16 protein-coding genes are annotated in these 18248 nt (G+C 70.8%); 12 read left to right on the top strand and 4 right to left on the bottom strand.

Features of this window, described 5'->3' with window-relative positions:
• The first annotated feature begins 205 nt into the window (after positions 1 to 205).
• The 3 genes from miaA to Ari01nite_RS04880 are packed head-to-tail and all read left to right on the top strand — an operon-like array spanning position 206 to position 2753.
• The gene (gene miaA / locus Ari01nite_RS04890) at positions 206 to 1093 is read left to right on the top strand and encodes a tRNA (adenosine(37)-N6)-dimethylallyltransferase MiaA (protein WP_239162482.1); all 888 of its coding nucleotides are present in this window, start codon (positions 206 to 208) and stop codon (positions 1091 to 1093) included.
• A gap of 47 nt (positions 1094 to 1140) precedes the next feature.
• Positions 1141 to 2037, top strand: coding sequence for a diaminopimelate epimerase (gene dapF, locus Ari01nite_RS04885; RefSeq protein ID WP_203780311.1), 897 nt, complete (start codon positions 1141 to 1143; stop codon positions 2035 to 2037).
• Entirely contained in the window at positions 2037 to 2753 is a 717-nt protein-coding gene (locus tag Ari01nite_RS04880; RefSeq protein WP_203779731.1) for a glycerophosphodiester phosphodiesterase, read from the top strand. Before dapF ends, Ari01nite_RS04880 begins: the two co-directional genes overlap by 1 nt.
• 19 nt (positions 2754 to 2772) lie before the next feature.
• Here the strand turns inward: Ari01nite_RS04880 and Ari01nite_RS04875 are convergent, their stop codons facing one another.
• Positions 2773 to 4233, bottom strand: a complete 1461-nt coding sequence (locus Ari01nite_RS04875) for an NAD-dependent malic enzyme (protein ID WP_203779729.1) — start codon at positions 4231 to 4233, stop codon at positions 2773 to 2775.
• A gap of 169 nt (positions 4234 to 4402) precedes the next feature.
• Here Ari01nite_RS04875 and hflX point away from each other — a divergent pair, with 169 nt between their 5' ends.
• Both hflX and Ari01nite_RS04865 read left to right on the top strand, forming a co-directional pair.
• A complete protein-coding gene (hflX, locus tag Ari01nite_RS04870) occupies positions 4403 to 5812 on the top strand; it encodes a GTPase HflX (RefSeq protein ID WP_203779727.1) in 1410 nt (469 codons plus the stop codon).
• 72 nt (positions 5813 to 5884) lie between these two features.
• A complete protein-coding gene (locus Ari01nite_RS04865; protein ID WP_203779725.1) occupies positions 5885 to 7558 on the top strand; it encodes a hypothetical protein in 1674 nt (557 codons plus the stop codon).
• Positions 7559 to 7679: 121 nt separating this feature from the next.
• Here Ari01nite_RS04865 and lexA read toward each other — a convergent pair whose 3' ends face one another.
• On the bottom strand, positions 7680 to 8468 hold the full coding sequence (lexA, locus tag Ari01nite_RS04860) for a transcriptional repressor LexA (protein WP_438872128.1): 789 nt from the start codon (positions 8466 to 8468) through the stop codon (positions 7680 to 7682).
• A 254-nt stretch (positions 8469 to 8722) separates the two neighbouring features.
• On the opposite strand from lexA, the gene Ari01nite_RS04855 reads away from it, so the two are divergent.
• From Ari01nite_RS04855 to Ari01nite_RS04840, 4 genes are all read left to right on the top strand, one after another.
• On the top strand, positions 8723 to 9052 hold the full coding sequence (locus Ari01nite_RS04855) for a LysM peptidoglycan-binding domain-containing protein (protein WP_239162481.1): 330 nt from the start codon (positions 8723 to 8725) through the stop codon (positions 9050 to 9052).
• A 273-nt stretch (positions 9053 to 9325) separates the two neighbouring features.
• On the top strand, positions 9326 to 9778 hold the full coding sequence (gene nrdR, locus Ari01nite_RS04850; RefSeq protein ID WP_203780308.1) for a transcriptional regulator NrdR: 453 nt from the start codon (positions 9326 to 9328) through the stop codon (positions 9776 to 9778).
• A gap of 29 nt (positions 9779 to 9807) precedes the next feature.
• Positions 9808 to 12678, top strand: coding sequence for a vitamin B12-dependent ribonucleotide reductase (locus tag Ari01nite_RS04845; RefSeq protein WP_203779723.1), 2871 nt, complete (start codon positions 9808 to 9810; stop codon positions 12676 to 12678).
• A 76-nt stretch (positions 12679 to 12754) separates the two neighbouring features.
• Entirely contained in the window at positions 12755 to 13651 is an 897-nt protein-coding gene (locus tag Ari01nite_RS04840; RefSeq protein ID WP_239162480.1) for a Gfo/Idh/MocA family protein, read from the top strand.
• A 4-nt stretch (positions 13652 to 13655) separates the two neighbouring features.
• Here the strand turns inward: Ari01nite_RS04840 and Ari01nite_RS04835 are convergent, their stop codons facing one another.
• Positions 13656 to 15290: an alpha-amylase family glycosyl hydrolase gene (locus Ari01nite_RS04835; RefSeq protein WP_203779719.1), complete on the bottom strand. Its 1635-nt coding sequence runs from the start codon at positions 15288 to 15290 to the stop codon at positions 13656 to 13658.
• Between the two features lie 203 nt (positions 15291 to 15493).
• Between Ari01nite_RS04835 and Ari01nite_RS04830 the strand changes: the two genes are divergently transcribed.
• The 3 genes from Ari01nite_RS04830 to Ari01nite_RS04820 are packed head-to-tail and all read left to right on the top strand — an operon-like array spanning position 15494 to position 17159.
• Complete coding sequence (locus Ari01nite_RS04830) at positions 15494 to 16174, top strand: hypothetical protein (protein ID WP_239162479.1); 681 nt, start codon at positions 15494 to 15496, stop codon at positions 16172 to 16174.
• Positions 16171 to 16584, top strand: a complete 414-nt coding sequence (locus Ari01nite_RS04825; protein WP_203779717.1) for a phage holin family protein — start codon at positions 16171 to 16173, stop codon at positions 16582 to 16584. The genes Ari01nite_RS04830 and Ari01nite_RS04825 overlap by 4 nt, the downstream gene beginning before the upstream one ends.
• The gene (locus tag Ari01nite_RS04820) at positions 16560 to 17159 is read left to right on the top strand and encodes a DUF3618 domain-containing protein (RefSeq protein ID WP_203779715.1); all 600 of its coding nucleotides are present in this window, start codon (positions 16560 to 16562) and stop codon (positions 17157 to 17159) included. The genes Ari01nite_RS04825 and Ari01nite_RS04820 overlap by 25 nt, the downstream gene beginning before the upstream one ends.
• Before the next feature lie 18 nt (positions 17160 to 17177).
• Here the strand turns inward: Ari01nite_RS04820 and Ari01nite_RS04815 are convergent, their stop codons facing one another.
• Complete coding sequence (locus Ari01nite_RS04815; RefSeq protein WP_203779713.1) at positions 17178 to 18209, bottom strand: LacI family DNA-binding transcriptional regulator; 1032 nt, start codon at positions 18207 to 18209, stop codon at positions 17178 to 17180.
• Positions 18210 to 18248: the final 39 nt, after the last annotated feature.

Below are 18248 nucleotides of genomic sequence, written 5' to 3'. Positions count from 1 at the left end.
AACCCGTCCTCAGTCTCCCGGCCCCACCCGGCCCCGTCGGACCCGGTGACTACCGCCACAGCGCAGTGGAACGCCGAAGGTTCCCATCGGCATTCTTTCTCGCGCATTGTCACAGGTCCAACCCGGTTATGGGGAAGCGCCCGCCGATGACCGTGACACAACAGTGTCTTACGGTTGCTCGGTGCCGTTCGGAACAGTTCCGCGCGTGATCACCGTTGTGGGACCAACCGCCGCGGGGAAGTCCGCTCTGAGCGTGTCACTGGCCCAGGAACTGGGCGGTGAGGTGGTGAATGCCGACTCCATGCAGCTCTACCGGGGGATGGACATCGGCACCGCCAAACTGACCGTCGGTGAGCGCTCCGGCGTACCCCACCACCTGCTCGACATCTGGGACGTCACGGTGCCGGCGGCGGTGGCCGAGTATCAGGCGCTGGCCCGCCGCTCAATCGACGACATCCTGGCCCGCGGCCGGGTGCCGCTGCTGGTCGGCGGCTCCGGGCTGTACATCCGGGCGGTCCTCGAGGAGTTCGACTTCCCGGGCACCGATCCGGACATCCGGGCCCGGCTCGAGGCGGAACTGGCCACCGGCGGCGCTGCCCCGCTGTACGAGCGGCTGCGGCGCTGGGACCCGGCCGCGGCCGACAAGATCCTGCCGTCGAACGGGCGCCGGATCGTCCGCGCCCTCGAGGTGATCGAGCTGACCGGCCGCCCGTTCACCGCCTCGCTGCCGCAGCCCACGCCCTACTACGAGTCGGTGCAGATCGGCGTCGACCGGGCGGTGGCCGAGCTGGACGAGCGGATCGAGCTGCGGGTCGACCTGATGTGGGAGTCCGGCCTGCTCGACGAGGTCCGTGGGCTGATACCGGCCGGCCTGCGCGAGGGGCGGACGGCCGGCCGCGCGCTCGGCTACCAGCAGGCGCTCGCCCAGCTGGACGGCGAGATGACCGAGGCGGACGCCAAGGCCGAGACGGTCCGGGGCACCCGGCGGTTCGTGCGCCGGCAGCGATCCTGGTTCCGGCGCGACCCCGCGGTGGTCTGGCTGGACGGGACCTCGGACACGCTCGTGGCGGACGCTCTGGCGGCTGCGCGATGATGGGTGGCGTGTTGTTCACTGAGCCTTCCCGCGGCGGAAAACCCCATATCAAGTTCACAAAGGGCCACGGAACAGGCAACGACTTCGTCATCCTCCCCGACCCCGACGGCGCCCTCGAGCTGACCCCGCAGCGGGTCACCGAGCTGTGCGACCGCCGCTTCGGCATCGGCGGTGACGGCGTGCTGCGCGTGGTGCGCAGCGCCAAGGAGCCGGACGGTTCTCCGATGGCGGCCGAGGCCGAGTGGTTCATGGATTACCGCAACAGCGACGGCTCGGTCGCCGAGATGTGCGGCAACGGCGTGCGCGTCTTCGCCCGCTACCTGCTGTCCGAGGGCCTCGCCACGCCCGGCCCGTCGGGCCTGCCGATCGCCACGCGAGCCGGCGTCGTGGTCGCGGTGGTCGAGGGCGACGAGATCCGGGTGCACATGACAACCCCGCGGGTGTACGCGGCCAGCACCGCGACCGTGGGCCCGCTGACCTTCACCGGCATGGCCGTCGACTGCGGCAACCCGCACCTGGTCTGCACCCTGCACGACGGCGTGGAACTGTCGTCGCTCGACCTGTCGGTGTCCCCCGGCTTCGACCGGTCGCTGTTCGCCGCCGGGGTCAACGTCGAGTTCGTGGTCGGCGCCGAACCGGTCGAAAGCGCGGATCTGCACGTGGCCATGCGGGTCTACGAGCGAGGCTCGGGCGAGACGCTCTCCTGCGGCACCGGCGCGCTGGCGGTCGGCGCGGTGGCCCTGCGCGACGCGGGCCGCTCCACCGGGGTGGTCGCGGTCGACGTCCCGGGCGGCCGGCTCACGGTCACCCATGACGAGACCGGCCGCTGGTGGCTGGCCGGCCCCGCGGTCCTGGTCGCCACCGGTGAGGTCGCGCCGGGTCCGGGCGCCGCTTCTGGCGGCGGGGGCGCCTCGGGCGTCGCTGCCGGTGAGGTCGCCGGCTGATGCGGTACCGGGTTGCGCACCGCGGCTACTCGGCCGTGGCGCCGGAGAACACGCTGCCCGCGTTCGCGGCGGCGGTCCTGGCCGGTGCCACGCATGTGGAGTTCGACGTGCGCACCACGGCCGACGGGGTGCCGATGGTGATCCACGACCGGACCGTCGACCGCACCACGAACGGCACGGGGCAGGTGTGGGATTTGTCGTTTTCCGAGGTTGCTGCATTCGACGCCGGGTCGTGGCTGTCGCCCGCCTACGCCGGACTGCCGGTGCCCACCCTCGCGGCGACGCTCGACCTGCTGGCCGGCACCGCACCGGAGCTGCTTCTGGAGATCAAGCGGCCGGCCAGCCCGGCCGAGGTGAAGGCGATCGTCGAGGCGGTGGCCGAACGCGACCTGCTGCCGCGCACGATCGTGCAGAGCTTCGACCCGGACATCGTCCGGCTGGTCCGCGAGGTCGCGCCCGAGGTGCGGCGCGGCCTGCTCCGGCTGCGGTACGACGAGGAGACCGTGCCGCTCGCCGTCGAGCTGGGCGTGGTCTGCTGCAACCCGTCGCTGGACGACGTGCTCACCGGCCGCGCCACCACGGACGCGCTGACCGCCGCCGGCATCGAGGTGATGCCGTGGACCGCGAACGACGTGGGCCAGTGGACCGCCCTGGTCGCGGCGGGCGCGGCCGGCCTGATCACCGACCGCGTCGCCGAGCTCACCGCCTGGGGCTAGGCCGCAGAGTCAGGCAGAGTCAGAACGCCTCCTCCGGGGCCGCTTCGAGGTCGGCCTCCGGGATGGCGGCCGCGTTGTGCTGGATGTGGCCGCCGCGGACCACGGCCCGGATGGCGGCCGCCACGGCCGGCGTGACCCGCGGGTCGAAGACGCTCGGGACGATGACCGTGGGGTTGAGCTTGTCCTCGCCCACCACGTCGGCGATCGCCCGGGCCGCGGCCAGCGCCATCTCCTCGGTGAACTCCTCGGCGCTCGCGTCGAGCATGCCGCGGAAGACACCCGGGAACGCCAGCACGTTGTTGATCTGGTTGGGCTGGTCGGAGCGGCCGGTCGCGACCACCGCGGCGTGCTGGCGGGCGGCCCGCGGGTCGACCTCGGGGTCGGGGTTGGCCAGCGCGAACACGATCGACTTGTCGGCCATCCGGGCGATGTCGTCGCCGGTGAGCAGGTTGGGCGCGCTCACGCCGATGAAGACGTCGGCACCCGCGATCGCGCCCGGCAGGTCGCCGGAGTAGCCGGTCTTGTTGGTGTGCTCGGCCAGCCACTGCCAGGTGGGCGTCAGGCCGGGCATGCCGCGGTGCAGGGCGCCCTCCCGGTCGTACGCGATGATGTCGCCGACGCCCTGACGCAGCAGCAGCTTCATGATGGCCGTGCCGGCCGCGCCGGCGCCGGACACCACCACGCGTACCGCTGCCAGATTTTTGCCCACCACCCGCAGCGCGTTGGTCAGCGCGGCCAGCACGCAGATCGCGGTGCCGTGCTGGTCGTCGTGGAAGACCGGGATGTCCAACTGCTCGCGCAGCCGCGCCTCGATCTCGAAGCAGCGCGGGGCCGCGATGTCCTCCAGGTTGATGCCGCCGTACGCCGGTGCGATCGCCTTGACGATCCGGACGATCTCGTCGGTGTCCTGGGTGTCGAGCACCACCGGCCAGGCGTCCACCCCGCCGAACCGCTTGAACAGCGCCGCCTTGCCCTCCATCACCGGCATGGCCGCGGCCGGCCCGATGTTGCCGAGACCGAGCACCGCGGAACCGTCACTGACCACCGCGACGGTGTTGCGCTTGATGGTCAGCCGGCGCGCGTCCGCCGGGTTCTCCGCGATCGCCATACAAACCCTGGCAACCCCAGGGGTGTACGCACGGGACAGCTCATCCCGGTTGCGCAGCGCAACCTTGGAGCTCACCTCGATCTTGCCGCCCAGGTGCAGCAGGAAGGTGCGGTCGGACACCTTGCGGACGTCCACCCCGTCCTGCTCCTCCAGCTGCTTGACCACCTGGTCGGCGTGGCTCGAGTCGGCCGTGTCGCAGGTGAGGTCGACCAGCACGCGGGTCGGGTCGGAGTCGACCACGTCCAGCGCCGTGACGATTGCACCGGCCTCGCCGACGCAGGTCGTGAGCCGGCCGATGGACGAGGCGTCAGCGGTTACGGCGATACGGATCGTGATCGAAAATCCTGCGCTGGGCAGGCGGGTGGTCACCACGGTGTGTCCTCCGGCTTTGATGGGTACACCGCATTCTTGCTCGTCAGGAATGCCGGCAACCAATCCGGTGGTTACTGCTGAGTTGGGCACTATTGAGCAACGGCCGGCCCGGTTATGTAGATGCGCTCGACCCTACGACGTGTCACGATCGGGCCGAGGAGGTTCCCTTTTGCGAAACACTTACCAGACACCCGTTCTTGACGAGGTGGACCCGACTACGGGTGAGCTGGAACTCGAGGAGCGGCACTCGCTGCGGCGGGTGGCCGGCCTTTCCACCGAGCTCACCGACGTCACCGAGGTCGAGTACCGGCAGCTGCGGCTCGAGCGGGTCGTCCTGGTCGGCGTCTGGACCGAAGGCAAGATCGCCGACGCGGAGAACTCGCTGACCGAGCTCGCCGCGCTGGCCGAGACCGCCGGCTCCCAGGTGCTGGAGGGCCTCATCCAGCGGCGCGGCCGGCCCGACGCGGCCACCTTCATCGGCCGCGGCAAGGTCGACGAGCTGCGCGACGTGGTGCTGGCCACCGGCGCCGACACGGTCATCTGCGACGGCGAGCTGTCCCCGTCCCAGCTGCGCAACCTTGAACAGCAGATCAAGGTCAAGGTCGTCGACCGGACGGCGCTGATCCTGGACATCTTCGCCCAGCACGCCAAGAGCAAGGAGGGCAAGGCCCAGGTCGAGCTCGCGCAGCTGCAGTACCTGCTGCCGCGACTGCGCGGCTGGGGTGAGTCGCTCTCCCGGCAGACCGGCGGTCGCGCCGGCGGGGCGGGCGGCGGCGTGGGTCTGCGTGGTCCCGGTGAGACCAAGCTCGAGACCGACCGGCGCCGGATCAACACCCGCATCGCGCGCCTCAAGCGCGAGATCAAGGCCATGCGCACCGTACGGCAGACCAAGCGCTCGCGGCGGCAGGCCAGCGGCGTACCGGCCGTGGCGATCGCCGGCTACACCAACGCCGGCAAGTCCAGCCTGCTCAACCGGCTCACCCAGGCGGGCGTGCTGGTCGAGGACGCGCTGTTCGCGACGCTCGACCCGACCACCCGGCGCACCGCCGCGGAGGACGGCCGGGTCTACACGCTGTCCGACACGGTCGGCTTTGTCCGGCACCTGCCGCACCACATCGTCGAGGCGTTCCGCTCGACCCTCGAAGAGGTGGCGCACGCCGATCTGGTGGTGCACGTGGTCGACGGCGCGCACCCCGACCCGGGCGGTCAGGTGAGCGCGGTCCGCGAGGTGCTCGGCGAGGTCGGCGCCGACCGGATCCCGGAGCTTCTGGTGATCAACAAGGTGGACGCCGCCGACGAGGAGACCCTGCTGCGGCTCAAGCGCACGTGGCCGGACGCGGTGTTCGTGTCGGCCCGTTCGGGGTCCGGCATCGCCGAGTTGCACGCGGCCATCGCCGACAAGTTGCCGCGTCCCGCGGTCGACATGCGGGTGCTGTTGCCGTACGACCGGGGTGACCTGGTCGCTCACATTCATCGATCCGGTCAGGTACTGAATACGCGCTATCTGGATGATGGCACGGAGCTCCAGATACGCGTTGACGAGCGGCTCGCTGCCGAGCTGGAGTCGTTCCAGCACTGAGCGTGCCACCTGCTGACCTGCGTTGATCCGTGCGTAACACCGGCATGGGACGCCGCATGCGACACTGATCGGATGCGGCGTCTCGTCTTTCCGGTCATCGTGGCTTCCGGCCTGGTGATGACCGGTCCGTCCAGCGCGTTTGCGGCGGAACCGACACCTACGGTCAGCGTCAAGGCGACCGCGGGCAAGAAGGTCTGCAAGATCACCGATGACCGGCTGGACGAGCTGTCCGGGATCGTGGCGACCAGGACCGGTTTCATCGTGGTCAACGACAGCACCGACCGCGACGCCAACAAGAAGGTCTTCTTCCTCGACACCAAGTGCAAGGTCGTCGATGAGGTGTCGTACAGCGGCAACGGCCCACGCGACCCCGAAGACCTGATCCTGTCACCGGACGGCAGGACGCTGTGGATCGCCGACATCGGCGACAACAACTTCAACAAGGACGAGCGCCGCGAGACGGTCGTGCTCTGGACCATGCCGGCCGACGGTTCCAAGAAGCCGGTGATCCACCGCCTCGCCTATCCCGAGGGCGCCGCGCACGACGCCGAGGCGATGCTGCTGACCGGCGACAACATTCCGCTGATCGTCACCAAGGAGATCGGCAAGCCGGCCGCGATCTACCAGCCGTCCGCCGCCCTCGAGGCCGGCAACGAGACCGGCATCCCGCTGAAGAAGGTCGGCGACCTCCAGGTGTCGGCGACCGAGACGCCCGGCAACCCGTACGCCCGCATCGGCAACAAGACCGTCGACGGCGGCGCGGTCGCCCCCGGCGGCGGCAAGGTCGTGCTGCGCACCTACACCGACGCGCTGGAATGGGACGTCAAGGACAACGACGTGCTGGCCGCGCTGAAGGGCAAGCCGCGCACCACCGGCCTGCCCAATGAGACGCTCGGCGAGGCCATCACCTACAGCGCCGACGGCAAGACCTTCTACACCGTCTCGGACATGAGCGGCGACACCGAGGCCGACAACTACATCCTCTCCTACACCCCCGCCACTACGGTCGCGGTTGTCAAGCAGTCGGCCGCCGACGCGGATTCCGGCAACGGCAAGGCCTGGTACGCCGACCTGACCATCGACCAGATCATGTACCTGGTCGGCGGCGTCGGCATCATCGGCCTGATGCTGGTCGGCGCCGGCGTGCTCGGCATCGCCCGGCACCGCAAGCGGGTGGCCCTGCTGCCCCCCGCCGACCTCGACCGCGTCCCGTCCGAGCCGGGCGGCCCGCAAACCGAACTGATCGGCGTCGGCGGCCCGCGCGGCGGTGGCGGTGGCGGCGGTGGCGTCTACGGCGGCGGTGCGCGCTCCGGCCCGGCGCCGGGTGGCCCCGGCGGGGTGTACGGCGGCGGCGCCCAGCGCGGCGGCGCTGGTGGCAACGGCGCTGGTGGCGGCGGTGCTGGTGGCAACGGCGTTGGTGGCGGCGGCGTTTATGGCGGCGGTGGCCAGGGCCCGCAGTACGGCCGGCCGCAGGAGGGCGGACGCCCGCGCGGGCCGGTCTACGGCGGCGGCGGTGGTGCCGGCGGTGGTGGCCAGCAGTACGGCCGCCCGCCGCAGGGTGGGCAGCGTCCCCAAGGCGGCGGTCAGCGCCCGCAGGGTGGCGGCGGGCAGGGTCAGCGCCCGCAGGGCGTCTACGGCCAGCCGTCCGGTCGACCGGACCGCCCGCCGCAGCGCAACGACGGCTACGCCGACCGCAACGGCCGCCCCGACGGCCGCTTCGACAACCCGGGCTACGGCCGCCGCTGACGGCCGGACCTCGGCGCTTCGGCAAGCCGAGCCCGAGGCTGCGGACGGCCTGGTGTTGCCGCCAGGCCGTCCGGTGTCCGGAGGGCTGGGGGTCGCGCGTACCCCCTCTTTGTTTTTGGTTTCAGACTCTGCGCAGGACGGCTACCACCCGGCCCATGATGGTGGCGGTGTCGCCGGGGATGGGGTCGAAGGCGGGGTTGGCGGGCATCAGCCAGACGTGGCCGTCGCGCTGGCGGTAGCTCTTGACGGTGGCCTCGCCGTCGATCATGGCGGCCACGATGTCGCCGGCGTTGGCGGTGGGCTGCTGGCGGACCACGACCCAGTCGCCGTTGCAGATGGCCGCGTCGATCATCGAGTCGCCCTTGACCTCGAGCATGAAGACGTCGCCCTCGCCGACCAGCTCGCGCGGGAGCGGGAAGAACTCCTCGACGGCCTGCTCGGCCAGGATCGGGCCGCCGGCGGCGATGCGGCCGACCAGCGGGACGTAGGCGGGCTGCGGGCGGGCCGAGCGCAGCGTCTCGTCGTCGACCAGCTCGTTGGGGGAGCGGACGTCGACGGCGCGCGGGCGGTTGGGGTCGCGGCGCAGGAAACCCTTGGTCTCGAGGGCCTTCAGTTGGTAGGCCACGCTGGACGGGGAGACCAGGCCGACCGCCTCGCCGATCTCGCGCACGCTGGGCGGGTATCCGTAGCGCTCCACCCAGTCGCGGATGAACTCGAGGATGCGTCGCTGCCGCGCGGTGAGGTCGGCGGTGACCAGGTCGGGGAAGTGGCTCACCACCGGCGTGACGGAACGCAGCTGCGGCGCGTCGGCACCCCGGGCCCGGGTCGACGCGCGGCGCCGCAGCGGTGTCGCGTTGTCGGGCTTGGAGATCTGCTCTTGTTGCCGGCTCGTCCGGTCGTCGGTCGACACGTCCGCCCTCCCTGTCGGCCAAGTGCCTGGCTCGGCACGTGGTGCATTCGCGGTGGCCGGAGGAACACCGTGGGGATGGTGTTCCTCCGTCTTGACCCCAGACCGTAATCGGGGGGTACGACATATTCAAACATCTGTACGACATTCTCCCCGGCGTGTCGCCCGGAAGTGCTCGACTTCCGTACGCGTGTTCTGATAGACCGTCGTACGGGCGTTCGATCGAACGCCTGTCCGATCGAGCTTGACGAGGGGCGATGGCCATGGTGGGGCACGACGTCCGGCAGGTGGCACCGCCGCTGCGACTGACCCGGCGCGGCCGGGCCGTGGTTCTCGGCCTCCTCATGCTGGTGGCCTCGCTCGCCAGTGCCGTGTTGTTCACCACGGCGTCCCGGGCCGGCGATCCGGTCGCGGGCCCGCCGCCTACGATCACCGTTCGATCCGGCGACACGCTGTGGGACATCGCCGCCCGGGTGATGCCCTCGCGGGACGGCCACCGGGCGGTCGCCGAGTTGCGTGATCTCAATGATCTGGACGGTTATGGTGTGCAACCCGGCCAAGTTTTGATCTTGCCGCGGAACGGGTGAACCGCGCGCTCGGTGATCGCCGGTACACCGCACGTGTTGAGTCGCAAAATACGGCGCGTCGGCGTGCCGCTGAGCTTGCGTCCGCGTCCGCCGAGGCTTAGCGTCTACCCCAACATCTAGTAGTTACATGGGTGTAAGTCATCCACAGGTTGGGGTTTCACCTCCCCGGTTATCCACAGGCCGTCCACGGCGCTGCGCTGGTTGTAACCATCGCGTCGCCGTGTCTTTGCATGCCTGCAGATGACCACCGGAGGGCTCCGGAGGGAGATCGCGGTGCGCTGCCCGTACTGCCGCCACGCCGACTCGCGCGTGGTCGATTCGCGTGAGGCCGACGACGGCGCACTCATCCGTCGCCGTCGCTCATGCCCGGAGTGCAGCAAGCGGTTCACCACCGTCGAGGAGGCGGTGCTGGCCGTCGTCAAGCGCAGCGGCGTGACCGAGCCCTTCAGCCGCACCAAGATCATGAGCGGGGTCCGCAAGGCCTGTCAGGGCCGGCCCGTCGACGAGGACTCGATCGCGCTGCTCGCACAGAAGGTCGAGGAGACCGTTCGGGCCCGCGGCGCGGCCGAGATTCCCAGCCACGAGGTGGGGCTGGCGATCCTCACCCCGCTGCGCGAACTGGATCAGGTGGCCTACATCCGGTTCGCCAGCGTCTACAAGTCGTTCGACTCGCTGGACGCATTCGACAAAGAGATCGCCGCGCTCCGAGCCGCGGCGCGCGACTGATCTACGTAGTACCGACGAGGGGGAGCAGTATGGCCGGGGACGGCATCACAGCAGGTCGGCAGCGCAGCCGTGCGAACGGCAACGCCGCCGGCGGGGGGCTGCGAGTCGAGCGGGTCTGGACGACCGAGGGCGTCCACCCGTACGACGAGGTCGAGTGGGAGCGCCGGGACGTCGTCATGACGAACTGGCGGGACGGCTCGATCAACTTCGAGCAGCGGGGCGTCGAGTTCCCCGCGTTCTGGAGCGTGAACGCGGCGAACATCGTGACCACCAAGTACTTCCGCGGTGCGGTCGGCACCCCGGAGCGCGAGTGGTCGCTCAAGCAGCTCATCGACCGGGTCGTCGACACCTACCGCCGGGCCGGCGAGCAGTACGGCTACTTCGCCACCAAGGCAGATGCCGAACTGTTCGACCACGAGCTGACCTGGATGCTGCTGCACCAGGTGTTCAGCTTCAACTCGCCGGTCTGGTTCAACGTCGGCACCAAGTCGCCGCAGCAGGTCAGCGCCTGCTTCATCCTGTCGGTCGACGACTCGATGGACTCCATCCTGGACTGGTACAAGGAGGAGGGGCTGATCTTCAAGGGCGGCTCCGGCTCCGGCGTCAACCTCTCCCGCATCCGCTCGTCCAAGGAACTGCTGTCGTCCGGGGGGACCGCCAGCGGACCGGTGAGCTTCATGCGCGGCGCCGACGCGAGCGCCGGCACCATCAAGTCCGGCGGTGCCACCCGCCGCGCCGCCAAGATGGTCATCCTCGACGTCGACCACCCCGACATCGAGGAGTTCGTGCAGACCAAGGCGCGCGAGGAGAACAAGATCCGCGCGCTCCGGGACGCCGGCTTCGACATGGACCTCGGCGGCTCCGACATCGTCTCGGTGCAATACCAGAACGCCAACAACTCGGTACGGGTCAGCGACGAGTTCATGCGGGCCTACGAGGAGGGCGGCGAGTTCGCGCTGCGCGGCCGCCTCGACGGCGAGGTCATCGAGCACGTCGACGCCAAGAAGCTGTTCCGCGACATCGCCCGGGCCGCCTGGGAGTGCGCCGACCCCGGCATGCAGTACGACGACACCATCAACGACTGGCACACCAACCCCGAGACCGGCCGGATCACCGCGTCCAACCCCTGCTCGGAGTACATGTCGCTGGACGACTCGTCGTGCAACCTGGCGTCGCTCAACCTGATGAAGTTCCTCAAGGCCGACGGCGGCTTCGAGGTGCAGAAGTTCGTCCGGAGCGTCGAGTTCATCATCACCGCGATGGACATCTCGATCTGCTTCGCCGACTTCCCGACCGAGAAGATCGGGGTCACCACCCGCGCCTACCGCCAGCTAGGTATCGGGTACGCGAACATCGGCGCGCTGCTGATGGCGTCGGGCCTGCCCTATGACTCCGAGGCCGGGCGCGGCGTCGCCGCGGCGATCACGTCCCTGATGACGGGTACGGCGTACCGGCGCTCGGCCGAGCTGGCCGCCGCGGTCGGCGCGTACGACGGCTACGCCCGCAACGCCGAGGCGCACAAGCGGGTCATGCGCAAGCACGCCGCCGCGAACGACAGCATCCGGCCCACCGGCACGGTCGCCACCGAGATCGTCCGCGAGGCCACCAAGCAGTGGCAGAACGGCAACAAGATCGGTGAGAAGAACGGCTGGCGGAACGCGCAGGCGTCGGTGCTCGCCCCCACCGGCACCATCGGCCTCATGATGGACTGCGACACCACCGGCATCGAGCCCGACCTGGCCCTGGTCAAGTTCAAGAAGCTGGTCGGCGGCGGCTCCATGCAGATCGTCAACCAGACCGTTCCGCGGGCCCTGCGCAGCATCGGCTACCCCGAGGAGCAGGTCGAGGCGATCGTCGAGCACATCTCCGACCACGGCAACGTGGTGGACGCGCCGGGCCTCAAGCCGGAGCACTACGCGGTGTTCGACTGCGCCATGGGCGAGCGGGCCATCGCGCCGATGGGCCACGTGCGGATGATGGCCGCGGTGCAGCCGTTCATCTCGGGCGCCATCTCCAAGACGGTCAACATGCCCGAGTCGGCGACCGTCGAGGAGATCGAGAACATCCACTACCAGGGCTGGAAGCTCGGCCTCAAGGCGCTGGCGATCTACCGCGACAACTGCAAGGTGGGCCAGCCGCTGTCGGCTGCCTCGCCGAAGAAGGCCGCCGAGCCGGCCCCGGTGGCGGCCGAGGTCGCGAAGGTCGTGGAGAAGGTGGTCGAGTACCGCCCGGTCCGCAAGCGGCTGCCCAAGAAGCGCCCGTCCGAGACGGTGTCGTTCTCGGTGGGCGGCGCCGAGGGCTACCTCACCGCGTCGTCCTACCCGGACGACGGCCTCGGCGAGGTCTTCCTGAAGATGTCGAAGCAGGGCTCCACCCTGGCCGGCGTGATGGACGCCTTCTCGGTGGCGATCTCGATAGGGCTCCAGTACGGCGTGCCGCTGGAGACCTACGTCGGCAAGTTCACCAACATGCGCTTCGAGCCGGCCGGCATGACCGACGACCCGGACGTGCGCATGGCGGCGTCGGTGATGGACTACATCTTCCGCCGCCTGGCGCTGGACTTCCTGCCCTACGAGACCCGCGCCGAACTGGGCATCTTCACCGCCAAGGAGCGCGCCGCCCAGGTGCAGGCCGAGGCGGCGGCGGAAGCGGCCGCGGTCGTCGATCTGGCCGGCATGGCGGCCTCCGCCCCGGTGTCCGCACCGGTGGGCGCGATCACCGCGCCCGCCGAGGAGGAGAAAGCGGCGCCGGCTCCGGTCGGCTCGTCGACCGAACTGCTCGAGGTCGTGATGGGGCAGGCGGCGGATGCGCCGCTGTGCTTCACCTGCGGCACCAAGATGCGGCGGGCCGGCAGCTGCTACGTGTGCGAGGGCTGCGGCTCGACGTCCGGCTGCTCGTAGACACACACCAAAGCAGACTGTCCCCCGGATCCCCGTGGTCCGGGGGACAGTCTGTTCAGAGAGGCAGGGTATTACCGTGCGTTTCGGACTTTTCGGCACCGGCCCGTGGGCGCACCTGGCGCATGCCCCCGCCCTGGCCGAGCACCCCGATGTCGAGTTCGTCGGGGTCTGGGGGCGCAATCCCGGCAAGGCCGCCGAGCTTGCCGACCGGCACGGCGCCCGCGCGTACGCGCACCAGGACGACCTGATCGCCGACGTCGACGCGATCGCCGTCGCGCTGCCGCCGGACGTTCAGGCCCCGCTCGCGCTGCGCGCCGCTCGAGCCGGCCGGCACCTGCTGCTCGACAAGCCGATCGCGTTCACCAACGCCGAGGCCGCCGCGATCGTCGCCGCGGTCACCGAGCGCGACCTGGCCTCGGTCGTCTTCTTCACCCGCCGGCTCATGCCGCAACTGGCCGAGTTCATCGCGGGCGCGGTGGCCACCGGCGGCTGGATCGAGGGCCGCGTCGACCACTTCGGCTCGATCTTCACCGGCGACAACCCGTTCGGCGCGTCGGCGTGGCGCCGGGAGAGCGGCGGCCTCTGGGACGTCGGCCCGCACGCGCTCGCGCTGGTGCTGCCGGTCCTCGGCCCGGTCACCGAGGTGGCCGGGCTGGCCGGCCCGCGCGACATGACCCACCTGCTGCTCCGGCACGCGGGCGGCGCGATCAGCAACCTCACCCTGACCGTCGACGCGCCGCCGGCCGCCGAGCGCGAGAACGCCGCGTTCAGCGGGGACGCCGGCGTGCTCGCCGTGCCCGACCTGCCATGGCAGCCGATCGAAGCTCTCCAGACCGGGCTCGGCCAGCTGATGGCGGCGGCCGCCGGTGGCCCGGCGTCCGAGTTCGACGTCCGGTTCGGCGCCGAGGTGACCGCCGTCCTGGTCGCCGCGCAGGAGTCGATCCAGTCGGGCCGGACCGCCACCGTCGGCTGACGGCTCAGGCGACCCACACCGCGGTGTCGGCCGGTAGCGACAACAGGCCGCCGGCCGGCGGCCGCACCGCCGGGTCCGAGGCCAGCAGCAGCCGTCCGGCCGGGATCGTGAAACCGGTGGCGCCCATGTTGATCCAGCAGGTCACCGCCGGCTCGGCGCCGGCGGTGGCGGCCAGGTCGATCTGGAGGACGTCGCCGTGCCGGGTCAGCGTGGCGGCGCCCGAGCCCAGGGCCGGGTGGGTCGCTCGCAGGGTCAGGGCGCGCTCGTACAGCGCCAGCGTGGAGTTGGGCTCGCGGCGCTGGCGGCGGACCGCGTGCTGCTGCCAGCCGGGTGGGACCGGGAGCCACGGCGCGGCGCTGCCGGCGGGGGAGAAGCCCACGCCGGGGTCGCGGTCGTCCCACGGCATCGGCACCCGGCAGCCGTCGCGGCCGGCGCGCTTGCCGCCGGAGCGGAAGTAGATCGGGTCCTGGCGGGCGTGGTCGGGCACGTCGGCCTCGGGCAGGCCGAGTTCCTCGCCGGCGTACAGGTAGGCGGCGCCGGGTAGTGCCAGCATCAGCAGCGCCGCGGCCCGGGCCCGGCGCCGGCCCTGGTCGCCGCTGCCGTAGCGGGTCACCTGGCGGGCCTTGTCGTGGTTGCCGAGCACCCACGGGACCGCGGCGCCGACCCGGCCGAACGCCGTCAGGGCCTCGTCGATCGTCGCAGCGAACGCGGGTGCCCCCCATTTGCTCTTGAGCAGCCGGAACTGGAACGCCTGGTGCATCTCGTCGGGGCGGGCGTAGAGGGCGACCTGGTCCAGGTCGGCCAGCGAGACCTCGCCGACGATCATGCGGTCGCCGTACTCGTCGCAGATCGCGCGCCAGCGCCGCCAGATCGCGTGCACCTGGTGCTGGTTGGTGCTCATCGCCTGTTCGGGGCCGTGGCCGAACAGGGTGGGTGAGTAGACGCCCGGATTGTCGCGGTACTCGGGATCCTTGAAGAGGCCGTACGCGACGTCCACCCGGAAGCCGTCGACGCCCAGGTCGAACCAGAACCGCAGGGTCTCGTCGAAGTCCTCGGCGACCATCGGGTTGGCCCAGTTCAGGTCGGGCTGCTGCGGCGTGAACAGGTGCAGGTACCAGCGGCCGTCGGGGGTCCGCGACCAGGCCGGGCCGCCGAACATGCTCTGCCAGTTGTTCGGCGGCTCGTCACCGGCCGGCAGGAAGTGGTAGCAGCCGGCCTCCGGTGAGTCCGGGTCGGCCAGCGCCTTCTGAAACCACACGTGCTGGTCGCTGGTGTGGTTGGGCACGATGTCGAGCAGCACCTTGAGGCCGTGCGCGTGCGCGTCGTCGATCAGCGCCCGCACGTCGTCGAGGGTGCCGTACTGCTCGTCGACGGCCCGGTAGTCGATCACGTCGTAGCCGCCGTCGGCGCCGCCGGAGGGGTAGTGCGGGGTCACCCAGAGCGCGTCGACGCCGAGTTCGACCAGATACGGCAGCCGCGACCGCAGACCGGCGAAGTCGCCGATGCCGTCGCCGTTGCCGTCCGCGAATGAGCGCAGATACACCTGATACACGACGGCGTCGCGCCAGCAGGAGGCCGTGGCGGGCTGGTCCTGGCGCGGTGCGGGCACGGCGTGCGCGGTCGTCGACTCGGCAGACATGCCCGCAATATCGGCAGCCTTTCCGGCCGCACGAGAATCGCGTGCCGATCGCGGTAGCTACCTGATGGCAACCGGCCGGCACCGAGGCCGTGACCTGGATGGATACCCCCGCGGTGACCGGTCAAACGACCTAAAAAATGCCGGAATAAAAGCCGTTCGGCTGGTAACCCACTAACCAGAATCACCGCCCACTAGGAGGCAACGTGAGTATCTCCACTGGAGACGATTCGTCCCAGGCCAAGCAGGTTGCCGAGCGCGGCGCGCATGCGGCCGGCCAGGCGGCCACCGACGTCAAGGACACCGCCGCCGAGCAGGCGCAGCGGGTCGCCGGCGAGGCCAAGACCCAGGCGCGCAATGTCGCCGGCGAGGTCAAGGACCGGCTGGGCCAGCAGGCCCGCACTCAGAACGACCGTCTGGTCGGCAGCATCCGGCAGACCGCCGACCAGCTCGACGAGATGCGCGGCGACCGGGGCGACTCCCCGGCGGCCGCGGTGGTCTCCCGGGTTGCCGACGGCGGCCGGCAACTGGCCGACTACCTGGACCGGCACGGCCCCGAGGGGGTTCTGCAGGAGGTCCAGGACTTCGCCCGGCGCCGGCCGGGTGCGTTCCTGGCCACCGCGCTGGCGGCCGGCTTCGTGGTGGGCCGGCTCGGCAAGAGCGTGGTGAAGGCCGACCCGGACGCCGGCAAGCCCGCGGCGGACACATTCAGCACGAACTACCCGCCGGCCACCCCGACCTACCCGGCGGACACCGGGTACACCGCCACCACCGCTACCACGGGCACCGGGTACACCACCGGGACCGAGTACGCCGCCACCGGCACCGGCACGCCCGCGCTGGTGGACGACGAGTACCCGCCGGCCACCCCGGGGACCCGGCTATGACCACGCCGCATCAGCACCGTTCCGAGGATGTCACCGAGACGTCGATCGGTGAGCTGATCGGCGATATCAGCAACGACCTGTCCCGCCTGTTCCGGCAGGAGGTCGAACTCGCCAAGGTCGAGATCAAGGAGGAGGCGGGTAAGGCCGGTAAGGCGGCCGGCATGCTCGGCGTGGCCGGGTTCGCCGGTTACCTCGCGATCGTCCTGCTCAGCTTCGCCGTGGTCTTCGGCCTGTCGAACGTGATGGACCCCGGGTGGGCCGCCCTCATCGTGGCGGTCGTCTGGGCCGCCGTCGGCGCCGTCCTGTACGTGAACGGCCGCAAGAAGCTCAAGACCGTCGACCCGGTGCCGCGCCGCACCGTCGACACCATCAAGGAGGACGCGCAATGGCTGAAGAACCCGACCGGCTGAGGCGGGACATCGAGAACACCCGCGCGTCGCTCACCCGCGACGTCGACCTGCTGGCCGAGAAGACCAGCCCGCGGCAGGTGGCCCGGCGCCGGTGGACCGCGGTCCGGGAACGGGTGATGGGCAGTACCGAACAGGCCCGGGAGAGGACCGGCAACGCCGCCTCCTCGGCGGCGGACACCGTCAAGGAGAAGGCAGGAGACGTGCAGGACACCGTGCAGGAGAAAGCGCATCAGGCCGCGGACGCCGCGCGTTCGGCACCGCACGCCGTGGCGTCCCAGACGCAGGGCAACCCGATCGCGGCCGGGATCATCGCGTTCGGCGTCGGCATGCTCGCCGCCACGCTGATGCCGGTCACCGACGCCGAGCGCCGGGCCGGCCAGGAGCTCAAGGAACGCAGCAGCGACCTGACCGACCGGGCCAAGGACCTCGCCACCGAGATCAAGGACGACCTGGCCGAGCCGGTGCAGCAGGCCGCGAGCGAGGTCAAGGCGACCGCGCAGGACGCGGCGCAGACCACCAAGCAGGCCACCAAGGAGAGGGCCCAGGACGTCCGGGACGAGGTGCGTAACCCCTGACCACGGCGGGCCGGGTCGTCAGCGCCGCCTGATCGGCCCGGCCACCGCCGTGGATTCGCGGATCACCAGGCGGCCCGGCTGGCGGATCACGCCCGAGTGGCGGTCGCCGTCCAGGGCCGCGAAGAGATGCCGCACCGCGGTGGTGCCCAGCTGTTCCAGGTTGAGGTCCACAGTGGTCAGCGGTGGCCGGCACTCGGCGGCCAGCACCTCCCAGTTGTCGTAGCCCACGATGGCCACGTCATCGGGGACCGAACGGCCCATGTCGCGCAGCGCCTCGGTGACCCCGGAGGCGATCTGGTCGCTGCCGCAGAAGATGGCGTCGACGTCCGGGTTCGAGGCGAGCAGCCGGGACGTGGCGTGCCGGCCCCAGCGCTGCGACCACTGGCCGAACAGCGGCTCGCCGGCCAGCGGCAGCCCGGCGTTGTCGAGTACCTCGCGCAGCGCGACCGCGCGGTCGCGCGCCGCCCGGTAGCCGGGGTCGCCGGTGATGTGCGCGATCCGCTTGCGGCCCAGCGACACCAGATGTTCCGCGGCCAGCCGGGCGCCACCCGCGTCGTCGGCCACCACCGACAGGTCGGACGGGTCGTCGGATTCGCAGTACGCGTACACGACCGGCACCGGGATCTCGCGGCTCAGCGACGGCCGGATCTCGTTCGAGTCGCCCAGGATGATGAAGCCGTCCACCTGCCGGGCCAGCAGTGTCCGGATGTAGTGCCGGCGGCGGATCGCGTCGCCGCGGGCGTCGCAGAGCAGCACGCTCATCTGTTCGTCGCCCAGCGCGTTCTCCGCGCCGAGCAGCACCGGGATGGCGAACCGGGCCGCCGACAACTCGTCGGTGAGCAGCCCGACCGTGCGGGTGTTGCCGGAGATCAGGCCGCGGGCCAGCACGTTCGGCTGGAAGGCGAGTTCCTCGGCGGCCTGCCGCACCCGGTCGCGGGTAGCGGGCGCGACCTCGTCACGTTCATTGAGTGCCTTGGAGGCCGTGGCAACCGAGACACCGGCCCGCTTCGCGACGTCCGTCAACGTCACCTGCGCCCGTTTTCTGCCCACCCGAGTGCCTCCCCGAAAGTTTTCGGCAGCATATCGGGT

It is taken from the genome of Paractinoplanes rishiriensis (genome assembly GCF_016862375.1).
GTDB classification, from domain to species: Bacteria; Actinomycetota; Actinomycetes; order Mycobacteriales; family Micromonosporaceae; genus Actinoplanes; species Actinoplanes rishiriensis.
The sequence above is the reverse complement of the archived record's forward strand: the minus strand, read 5'-3'. Positions and strand labels throughout refer to the sequence as shown.

Excerpts from the sequence above, each read along its gene's own strand:
- Ari01nite_RS04880 (WP_203779731.1), top strand. The coding sequence starts at position 2,037 with ATGCGGTACCGGGTTGCGCACCGCGGCTACTCGGCCGTGGCGCCGGAG.
- Ari01nite_RS04820 (WP_203779715.1), top strand. The coding sequence starts at position 16,560 with ATGGCTGAAGAACCCGACCGGCTGAGGCGGGACATCGAGAACACCCGC.
- Ari01nite_RS04845 (WP_203779723.1), top strand. The coding sequence starts at position 9,808 with ATGGCCGGGGACGGCATCACAGCAGGTCGGCAGCGCAGCCGTGCGAAC.
- Ari01nite_RS04835 (WP_203779719.1), bottom strand. The coding sequence starts at position 15,290 with ATGTCTGCCGAGTCGACGACCGCGCACGCCGTGCCCGCACCGCGCCAG.
- Ari01nite_RS04865 (WP_203779725.1), top strand. The coding sequence starts at position 5,885 with ATGCGGCGTCTCGTCTTTCCGGTCATCGTGGCTTCCGGCCTGGTGATG.
- Ari01nite_RS04855 (WP_239162481.1), top strand. The coding sequence starts at position 8,723 with ATGGCCATGGTGGGGCACGACGTCCGGCAGGTGGCACCGCCGCTGCGA.
- Ari01nite_RS04825 (WP_203779717.1), top strand. The coding sequence starts at position 16,171 with ATGACCACGCCGCATCAGCACCGTTCCGAGGATGTCACCGAGACGTCG.